We start from the raw sequence: 9,039 nt of genomic DNA on the forward strand, positions 1-9,039 counted from the left end.
GTACAGGGAAGTACTATGTTCCCATTTACAATTTGCTGGAGGACAGCATCCGTGTTACCGTCGCCAATCCCAAGTGGGTGGCTGCTGTTAAGGGCAACAAGGATGATGTCAAGGATTCCAAGTGGATCGGCGACCTCTTTCGCCTCGGTCTGGTCCCTGGCAGCTTTATCCCGTCCAAGAACATCCGCATTTTGCGGGAGTACACACGATACCGCTTCAAGCTCGTTTCCTGCAAATCCAGCGAAAAAAACCGCTTTCAGAACGCTTTCACCGTTTGCAATGTCGCCCTTGATGCTGTCGTTTCCGACATGTTTGGCAAATCTGCCTCGTCCATCACGGATTACCTTGTAAACTCGGATTCCTTCGACCCAAGGCATTGTATTACCCTGCTGCAACGCTCCTTGAAGAAGAAAGCCAGCCAGGTCATCGAATCCATTGAGGGTTTTCAAATGACCCCGGAACAAAAAGCCCGCATCCGATTCGTCCGCAAACACCTGAATTTCGTGGAACAACTCATTGCCGACCTCGATCAAACAATCACCGGTATGGTTGAACCCTTCGAAAGCGCCATTGCCTTGCTGTGTACCATTCCCGGCGTTGACCGGTCTTCTGCCATTACGATCGTCTCTGAGATCGGTACTGATATGTCTCAGTTCTCATCCTCGAAACGCTTATGCTGCTGGGCGGGGCTAACGCCCGGCAACAACCAGTCCGCCGGCAAAAAGAAGTCGGTTCGCATTACCAGGGCAGGTGTTTACCTCAAGCCCGCTCTCGTGCAAGCAGCCCATGCCGCTGTAAAATCGAACGCTTCTGTTTACTACCGCATCAAATATGAGCGGATCGCCAAGCGCCGAGGCAAGAAACGAGCCGTTATTGCCATTGCCAGAATGATGCTTACAGCCGCTTACCACATGCTCCAAACCGGTGAGCTCTTCAACCCTTGCGACCTATTTCAGGTCGATATGCCGCAGGAGCTTTGCAATAAGCAAAAGGAGAAAGCTTTGAGGCAAGCTGCCAAACTCTTGATTGCCCAAGGCGTCGTAAGTCCCGAGCATATCACGCTACCTGCTTAACCATTCTTCGCTCCGCTTCCGTTAGGGCTTGTTTACTATGCTCTTTTTGCCCCCAAAGGACCCCTCCGCCCATTACCAGCAACGTTTTCACGCTACTCCCTTCTTCATAGCCATGCCTTAGGAATGGTCATAGCGTATTGTTGCTAAATAGTGGAAAGACGATAAGCTAATAGGCCCATAGTCCCAGGACAATTTTACTTAGTCCTAGGACAAAATTACCAATATTCTAAGAGTATTCGATACTAAATTAAAAAATCCTCTATAAACAAAAAAAAGAAAATAATCTTTTTTTTTATCGCCTAAACAAATTCCAAAATCGGCTTCGCCTTTTCTTAATACTTGACCCCTTGAGGAAATACTCCCTATCGCCCCGCAGAGGATTCCCTTCAAGGACCGTTTGCGGATTTAGCCTCGTCAATTCCTGGTATCGTGTCTTACCCACGATTTCCTGGATGCTCTGGAGTCCTTCTAAATAGGTTAACTCCCTGCTGGAAACGTGGTGAGCGTCTGAGCCTATAACGTGGATTAGATCACTGTTGAGCATGATTTCGGCTAACTGCCTTGCCTGGGGACCATAATGTCCACTTAAACTTCTTAAATCCAGTTGAAGGAGAATCCCCTTCCTGGCCCAATCAAGGATACGCTCCGGCTGATCGGATAAGTCTCTATATCGTTCGGGATGAGCCAGGACCGGTGTTATCCCCAGGACTTGGAGCTCAAAAAACACTTGATCCGCATAGTGAGGTATCTCCAGCAGCGGAAACTCGATAAGGATATGCTTTCCTGTATTTCCCAGGGTCAGCAGTTTTCCGGCACGCACCCACTTAACCAGGTCCGGGAAGATATAGTTCTCAGCGCCGGGTAGAATTTCAACCGGAATACCAGCCTCGGTAACCGCTTGGCGCACCTGTTCCGTTGCAGTCAAAATTTCCGTAGGGCTTAAGAAATCCCTTCCTTCCAGGACATGTGGCGTGGCAATCAGTGTCTTAAAGCCTGCTTCGTGCAACTGACGTACCATTCCCAGCGTTTCCGCCATGTTTTTTGATCCGTCGTCCATTCCGGGCAGGATGTGGCTATGGCTATCGATCATCTGAACTCTCCCGACGCTTCCTCATATTCGAAGCGATCTTATTTTAACCGTTTTAGGATGACAAGTTCCTCTCCTTGTGCAGAGAGACGGCTATCCAGTTTCTTGATGTCTTCCCAGACAAAGCGTAATTCCGTTTTGATCTCGCGAACATCTTTTTTCAGAGAAGATAGGTCTTCTCCCTGCTGAGACTGACCTTCACGCAGGGCCTGTAGTTCAGAAAGAATCTGAGTGAGGATTTGTTCCATTTTTTCACCCCTTTACTTTTTATCTCAAGCTTCTAACGATTCCCGCTTAATTATAACACAAGCCTTTCTTTGCTGCTCTATTTTTTGGGGCGACTGATACAAGTATTTTTTTTGTTGTATAAATCGTACCTGATTCTTCGGCCTGACTTTTACAGTTTAAAAAAGGTGAGAAAAGCCCATAGTCATTGAAACTATGGGCTTTTTCGCGTTTGGATCACATATAAATTTTGTTATGCTATAGAGATATCTTCTTCAGGAATTTGTTGAACACCTCCTGCCGCAAATAGATATTGTAGAAATCTTGGCCGAACGTATCCTGGATTAACTTGTAGTCCTGCGCAATTTCATCTTTGTCCGAAAATGCCAGCGTATCCACAAGTTTGCCTTTTTTGTTGCGGATCTTTTGGAATGCGATCGCACCGCCAACATCGTCGAGGTGAATAATGCCGCCCTTTAAAACCTGACATGTCGCGGTACTCAGAGCTCTTGCAATCCGCTCCACTGGAGTAGTATCATTTTAGTAGAGTCAGAAAACTCGTAATTCTGGTAATAATATCCATTAAGAAAGAAGGTAATCCAGATGCGAGTCTATGACAAAGAATTCAAAGAAGAAGCCATCAAATTGTCTTACGAAATAGGGCCTACAGCAACTGCCGAGCGATTGGGAATCCCACTAACTACACTATTCACATGGAGACACAGAGCAAAACAGTATGGCTCAATAGCATTTGTCGGTAGCGGGAATAAACGTATAGATCCAAATACAGCAGAGATTAAAGCAATGGAGAAAAAGATCAAAGACCTTGAAGCAGCCAATGATATTTTAAAAAGTGCCTTGGGTTTTTTCGCAGAGAGCCGAAAGAAGTAGCTGCACGAGAAATATTTCAATGGATATGGCACCACAAAACCAAGGAAAAAACCCGGCATAGCATTAAAACCATGTGCGAGGTATTAAACGTTAGTGAAGCCGGGTATTACAAGTGGTTAAGAAGGCAGTCCATACCCTATAAATACGATGAGCTTTTGGCTAAGATCCGTCAGATTCGTGCAAACACCCCGGACTATGGAGCTTATAGAATTTATCTTCATTTACAACTTTACCAGAACTATACTGGAAGTTATTATTTGATCCTTGAGCTTTGTAAGATCCACCATCTCATGCTTAAGAAGAAACATCATAGTAACGGAATAACCAAGGTAGATCGGGTTGCACAGGCCAGTGCTAATCTGATTAAACAAGACTTTACGGCCTCATCACCCAATCAAAAATGGCTTGGAGACATTACGGAAATCCCAACAGCCAACGGTAAGCTTTATGTAGCCGCCATATTGGATTGTTTTGATGGATGCATTGTRGGATTTAAAATGGCTAATCACATGAGGGCAGAGCTTTGTATCGAAGCTTTTATCTCTGGAGTTAAGAAGTATCAAGGGTATGGCATGATCTTTCATAGTGATAGGGGGAGTCAGTATACCAGCGGTCTTTACCGCCAAGCATTAGTCCAGTATGGTGCAATACAGAGTATGAGCAGTACTGGGAAATGCTATGATAACGCCCGAATGGAATCATTTTTTGCCACACTAAAAAAGGAAAGCATCTACAAGGTCAAAACCGAAGTCATGAGTATGAATGCCGTTAAAAGCATCGTGTTTCGCTTTATAGAAATCTATTATAACAGAAAACGTATTTACACCACCAACGGAGGCTATCCCCCTTTGGTGAAACGCTCACACTATTACCAGAAAAATTTACAGCGAGCTGGATAAAAAGTTTTTGAGTTTTTCGCTTAAAATTCTCCCAAGGATAGGAAAAYAAGATACCAGGGTTAATCAAAGTGATACCCTGGCTATCCTCGGCAGAACTCTACCGGCTGCTCGTGTTGCTCTCCAGCAGCGCACTATCCTTCCGGTAGATAAGAGCCAACTATAACCTAACCATAAATTGGTACCCACATTCCTCAAAGCTATTTTTACGAGTTTAATGACTGTACCAAATTTGACAATTCCATACCTCAAGACAGATGGGGCCACCCTGCTGATGAGCAAAGTGGGTATTGATAAAATGAATGGGCTAAGGGACTATGTCATACTGGCTTTGATGTACACGACCGGTATACGCGTAAGCGAGCTTATCCAGATACGAGTAAAGGACTTGTCTCTTCACGAGCCATTCACTCTGCTGGTTCACGGCAAGGGTCAGAAAGGTCGGTATGTACCGCTCATGCGGAGTATAGTCCCTCATATCCAAAAGTACATTGCCCAAAAGAACTATGATCGGCATGAGAAGCTAGACGAGTGGTTATTTAAAAATCACATGAATGGGCCATTCACCAGACAGGGGATAAATTACCTCGTAGCTAAATACGCCAAAATGGCACGGGAAGACAATCCCGCGATAATCCCCGATGATTTTAGCCCGCATAAGATTCGCCACACGACCGCGATGGAGTTGGTGGAATCGGGGGTGGACCCTATATATATCCGGGATTTGCTTGGACACATCAGCGTGAGAACGACCGAGGTGTATTATGGTAAGAGTAATATTATGGAAAGTAAACTGGCGAATCCACGCATTTAGGCGACAACTCGCCAATTTTTCTTTACATAATAAAACCGATCAACAGCACGTTATTTAATGCCTCAACCCGGCAAGCCAGTCCATCAGTGATTCATCCTCAGTCCAGTCGGCTTTCTCGGGAATGACATCATGTTTCCCTGAATTCATCTTTTCCAGCGCTGCCCGTTTCATTTTAACGCTCGTTTTCGAGTAAACTTCGGTTACCTTCAAATCGGTATGGCCGAGGAAATCCCGTATAAAGATAGGGTTTATGTCGGCCTCTGTCAGGTGCATCGCTTTCGTGTGGCGGAGCCGGTGAGGGGATATTTTCTTGATGCCGCAGGCGTCAGCGTACTTCTTCAGGACATACGCGATCCCTTGCCTGGTCAGTTTCTTTTTCTGAGCATTAAAAAAGAGCGGATGCTCATAGCATGACGGATTATCTAACCGCTGTTCATGCAGGTACTGCTGCAGCAGAGCGATTGTCTTATCCATCAACGGAACGCTTCTTGTCTTCCTTCCCTTGCCGGTGAGCTTGACTTGAGCCGGTGAATCCAGACGAAGATCACAGACTCGAAGGTCTGCAAGCTCCTGTACGCGGGCGCCACTATCATATCATAAAGAAGGCTCAATAGAACCTGGTCACGCCTACCCTTTCGAGATTCTGTATCGGGTACAGCGAGAAGTGCCTTTGTCTCGTCTTCACTAAGAAAACCTACTTGCTTTTTTCCCGACTTTTTAAATGGAATAGCGAGCACTTGCTGGCACTGAAACATATATTCCGGAGACTGCACCTGTATGTGCTGGAACAGCGAATGGATAGCAGCCAGCCGCTGATTCCTGGTGCTGACGCTGTTCCCGCGTTCCTTTTCCAGCCAGTTCAGGAATTCAGTTACGCGTTCAGCCGTCAGGTCATCAACCCTCACTTTCCTAGCATTGACCCTAACTACGTCCTGCATATAGGTCAACAACCGTATAAAGGTGTCACGGTATGAGGTTATCGTGTTGCCGCTCTGATTTTGAACCACCGGGAGTTCATTCAGCAGGAAACCACTAAGAATGCGGGGGAATTCATTCGTCTTCATACTCAGTTTTCACCTCCAAGTCAGGAATGATCTCGCCATATATCAGATTTATCTGCTGCACAAGTTCAGGGAAGGCTTCTGCTGTAAGCTTTAAATAACGCCCGGTGGCGGAGAGCGTTGAATGCCCCATGTACGTCATTAGGAGAGGGAGCGCGACCTGGTGCGTAATCCCATTCCGAAGCATTGCCTCCAGACTGTGTACGCAAAAGGTATGCCTGAGATTATGCAGGTGCGGGCCGCCTTCGTTCCTGCCGCCATGCTTTATGCCGCAATCAAACAGGATATCTCTGAAATAGTGGTTGACGGCTGTCTTTTCATAGTGGCCGGTTCCGTAACGGCTTTTAAAGAAATAATCTTCAGGGGCGTAAGCCGAGTGAACCTTTCGTTTGTACCACTTCATATACTCGATAACCGAATCGCCTACAGGGATGTCGCGGTCTTTGTTGTTTTTGGCGTTAATCACGTGAAGCAATTGGCAATCAAAATCGACATCCTTCATGCGAAGCCCAAGGGTTTCGGATATCCGGAGGCCGCAGCCATACTGCACCCTCAGTATTGTCGGATAGAAAACATGGGAATTCACGCCGTTCGGCTTTATCTTATCTGCCACGGCAAAGATGTCTGATATCTGTTTGTGAGTAAAAATATATGGTTTGAAATCCTCATGCTGGTTCGTTACAATATTACTGTCAATCAGGTAAGCGGGGGCGTCGTGTCTGATCATGTATTCGGCTAAAATACGGATCAGTGCAACACGGCCTTCCTGCGTTGCCTGGCGCCAGTTGGGCTTCCTCTCCACAAAAGCAAGGCACAGTTCCCTTGACAGTCCTTCAGAGCAGTCGTATTGTTTGCTCATTTCATCCAGGACAGACATCAGACGCGCCTGCTCCTCGTATTTATATCCCAATGACCGTTTTTCTTCCGGTAGTCCCCGCAGGTGCTCGGTCAGTGGCCCGGTAAAGACTTTATTCCTTGACATAGTCCATCACCTCCACTTCCATCGCGCACTTGGAGAGTCCTTTCATGTCAACGCGAAGATAGTGCCGGGCTACCTGCGGATCAGAATGCCCCAGTATATCAGAAATCGTGGAGACCTCCACGTTATTCTGCAATAGGTTGGTCGCAAGCGAATGCCTTTTATGGAGAGCTCCCCATAAGCGCCACAGCTTGGCTAGTAGCTTAATGAGTGACAACACGCCTATCAGTGAAATTGCATCTATTTTGGGGCATGCCTCAGCTCAGTCAACCAGACAATATGTATGGTCTGACATTAGCCAGCTAAGGAACGCAGCATTAGAGGTGCCCGCATTATGATTACTGATAAAGAACTCCTTGCTTTTCGAGATGGCATATTTAAGCCGTACTTTGAAAAATATATAGAATTCAAGCGTGGTAAGGGAGAAAAAGTTTCCCACTCTACCCTTATAAGGCTAAAAGCCCTGAATGAATCACTTAACCGGTACAGCAATACATTGGATATTGAGCTTGATACCGTTGAACTGTTATTAAAGGGAAAGGATACCGAGCGGGAGACATTACGTGCAATGAGGGTGTCTGACCTGCGACAGTTCAATGCATTCTTAAAGACTCTCGGTATCCATGCATACCAGATTTCTAATAAATATATGAAAAAGGTCCATGTTGCTTTTAAGCCATATATCTTCTCAGCAGAAGAACTATCTAAAATCACTGAGGCATCTGACCATCTGAAACCAAGTAGGCGCAGCAGTAATTATCTTACGGCTTACCCTGTGCTTTTACGAATCCTTATAGGTACGGGGATGAGGATAGGCGAGGTGCTCTCACTCAGAATTAAGGATGTAGATACTATAAACCAGCTCCTTGTGGTATATCAGTCGAAAAACAATGTATCACGATATGTACCGATGTCCGACAGCCTTTCAGTGATCATTCTTGATTATGTATCGGGTTTGGCACATAGACATAATTCGGAACAGTACCTATTTGTCTCACCTTATACCGGAACCCGTTATAGTTATACTGCTATGAAGTATATGTTCAAGAAAATCTTCGCGGAATCCGGAGTCCGTACTCCGAGAGGCAGGCTCCCAAGAATCCACGACATCCGTCATTCCTTCTGTACGTTAAGTCTGGACAGGATGCTTGATTCCGGAATGGATTTATACGTTGCAGTTCCAGTACTTGCAGCATATGTTGGGCATGTCAACCTGAGGGATACGGAAAGATACATTCACCTGACTGAACACGGATATGATGAATTCGTGCGCAGGGAAGGAGCGCTAAAAACGCTGATACCAGAGGTGGATGAATTATGAAGACTAACTCGCTTTCATACTATGTACAGAATTATTTCTTGTCATATCTGATATCACAGAGGGGATATGGCGATAATACTGTCGCATCCTATCGTGATACATTTAAACTACTGTTTATGTTCCTCAAATCCAACGGCAAAAAGCTCCCTAAGCTGGAATTGACGGATATTAACCAGACCTGTGTACTGCAATTTCTGGAATGGATAGAGACTGAGAGGCATAATGTCGTCTCAACCAGAAACCTTCGGTTGGCTGTGCTAAAATCCTTTTTTGGCTATGTGCTCTCAATATCACCGGAATTATCAGGACAGTGTACTGACATAATTAATATCCCTGCCAAGAAAGTCGAGAAAAAGCCGCCGCTTTACCTGACGGAATCGGAAACAAAGCTTTTTCTTAATGCTCCTGACAAAAACAGCAGGGAGGGTTTACGCCATGTGGCTATCCTTACACTTCTTTATGACTCGGCATGCCGAGTGCAGGAACTGATAGATCTTAACGTAGCAGATGTAACCATTGGTCGCTGCTGTAAGGTTTTTGTTAGAGGCAAGGGCTCCAAGTATCGTGAAATACCGATATTTGGTGAAACAGGCAAGATTCTAAAGCTCTATATCAATGCATATGGTCTGAAATCAGACGATGCACTATTTACAAACAGAAGTGGCAAACACTTGTTACTGACGCACTTTAAT

General features: G+C 45.6%; 12 protein-coding genes and 1 pseudogene. 6 read left to right on the top strand and 7 right to left on the bottom strand.

The annotated features are described in order from the left end of the window. Window positions 1-1,073, top strand: a 1,073-nt coding sequence (locus AC6I5A_RS12400; RefSeq protein WP_034616478.1) for an IS110 family RNA-guided transposase, incomplete at its 5' end; no start/stop codon positions are given. A 292-nt stretch (window positions 1,074-1,365) separates the two neighbouring features. Here AC6I5A_RS12400 and AC6I5A_RS12405 read toward each other — a convergent pair. The 3 genes and pseudogenes from AC6I5A_RS12405 to AC6I5A_RS12415 form a co-directional block, all read right to left on the bottom strand. After that, window positions 1,366-2,163 carry a tyrosine-protein phosphatase gene (locus tag AC6I5A_RS12405; protein ID WP_034616480.1) on the bottom strand — a complete coding sequence of 266 codons (798 nt, stop codon included), beginning with the start codon at window positions 2,161-2,163 and terminating at the stop codon, window positions 1,366-1,368. 38 nt (window positions 2,164-2,201) lie between these two features. Beyond that, window positions 2,202-2,408, bottom strand: coding sequence for a hypothetical protein (locus tag AC6I5A_RS12410; protein WP_034616484.1), 207 nt, complete (start codon window positions 2,406-2,408; stop codon window positions 2,202-2,204). A 235-nt stretch (window positions 2,409-2,643) separates the two neighbouring features. After that, window positions 2,644-2,907, bottom strand: a pseudogene (locus AC6I5A_RS12415) (IS1634 family transposase); the annotation flags it as partial. 81 nt (window positions 2,908-2,988) lie between these two features. On the opposite strand from AC6I5A_RS12415, the gene AC6I5A_RS12420 reads away from it, so the two are divergent. The 3 genes from AC6I5A_RS12420 (at window position 2,989) to AC6I5A_RS12430 (ending at window position 4,986) form a co-directional block, all read left to right on the top strand. Further along, a complete protein-coding gene (locus tag AC6I5A_RS12420) occupies window positions 2,989-3,276 on the top strand; it encodes a transposase (protein ID WP_034616490.1) in 288 nt (95 codons plus the stop codon). Between the two features lie 11 nt (window positions 3,277-3,287). Next, window positions 3,288-4,175 (top strand): IS3 family transposase, encoded by an 888-nt coding sequence (locus AC6I5A_RS12425; RefSeq protein WP_497900733.1) that lies wholly within the window; start codon window positions 3,288-3,290, stop codon window positions 4,173-4,175. 214 nt (window positions 4,176-4,389) lie between these two features. Then, window positions 4,390-4,986: a tyrosine-type recombinase/integrase gene (locus tag AC6I5A_RS12430; protein WP_497900730.1), complete on the top strand. Its 597-nt coding sequence runs from the start codon at window positions 4,390-4,392 to the stop codon at window positions 4,984-4,986. Between the two features lie 54 nt (window positions 4,987-5,040). Here the strand turns inward: AC6I5A_RS12430 and AC6I5A_RS12435 are convergent, their stop codons facing one another. Genes AC6I5A_RS12435 through AC6I5A_RS12450 form a run of 4 tightly spaced genes read right to left on the bottom strand, consistent with a single transcriptional unit; the run spans window position 5,041 to window position 7,243 of the window. Further along, entirely contained in the window at window positions 5,041-5,523 is a 483-nt protein-coding gene (locus tag AC6I5A_RS12435) for a tyrosine-type recombinase/integrase (RefSeq protein WP_497900734.1), read from the bottom strand. Further along, window positions 5,460-6,050 carry a tyrosine-type recombinase/integrase gene (locus AC6I5A_RS12440; protein ID WP_497900731.1) on the bottom strand — a complete coding sequence of 197 codons (591 nt, stop codon included), beginning with the start codon at window positions 6,048-6,050 and terminating at the stop codon, window positions 5,460-5,462. The genes AC6I5A_RS12435 and AC6I5A_RS12440 overlap by 64 nt, the downstream gene beginning before the upstream one ends. Beyond that, a complete protein-coding gene (locus tag AC6I5A_RS12445; RefSeq protein ID WP_034616494.1) occupies window positions 6,037-7,029 on the bottom strand; it encodes a tyrosine-type recombinase/integrase in 993 nt (330 codons plus the stop codon). The genes AC6I5A_RS12440 and AC6I5A_RS12445 overlap by 14 nt, the downstream gene beginning before the upstream one ends. Next, window positions 7,016-7,243 carry a tyrosine-type recombinase/integrase gene (locus AC6I5A_RS12450; RefSeq protein WP_497900732.1) on the bottom strand — a complete coding sequence of 76 codons (228 nt, stop codon included), beginning with the start codon at window positions 7,241-7,243 and terminating at the stop codon, window positions 7,016-7,018. Before AC6I5A_RS12450 ends, AC6I5A_RS12445 begins: the two co-directional genes overlap by 14 nt. Window positions 7,244-7,360: 117 nt before the next feature. On the opposite strand from AC6I5A_RS12450, the gene AC6I5A_RS12455 reads away from it, so the two are divergent. Together AC6I5A_RS12455 and AC6I5A_RS12460 are read left to right on the top strand one after the other, a co-directional pair. Next, complete coding sequence (locus AC6I5A_RS12455; RefSeq protein WP_034616495.1) at window positions 7,361-8,347, top strand: tyrosine-type recombinase/integrase; 987 nt, start codon at window positions 7,361-7,363, stop codon at window positions 8,345-8,347. Next, on the top strand, window positions 8,344-9,039 hold a 696-nt coding region (locus AC6I5A_RS12460), incomplete at its 3' end, for a tyrosine-type recombinase/integrase (RefSeq protein ID WP_034616497.1). The genes AC6I5A_RS12455 and AC6I5A_RS12460, both read left to right, overlap by 4 nt.

This window comes from Desulfosporosinus sp. Tol-M2, assembly GCF_059735615.1.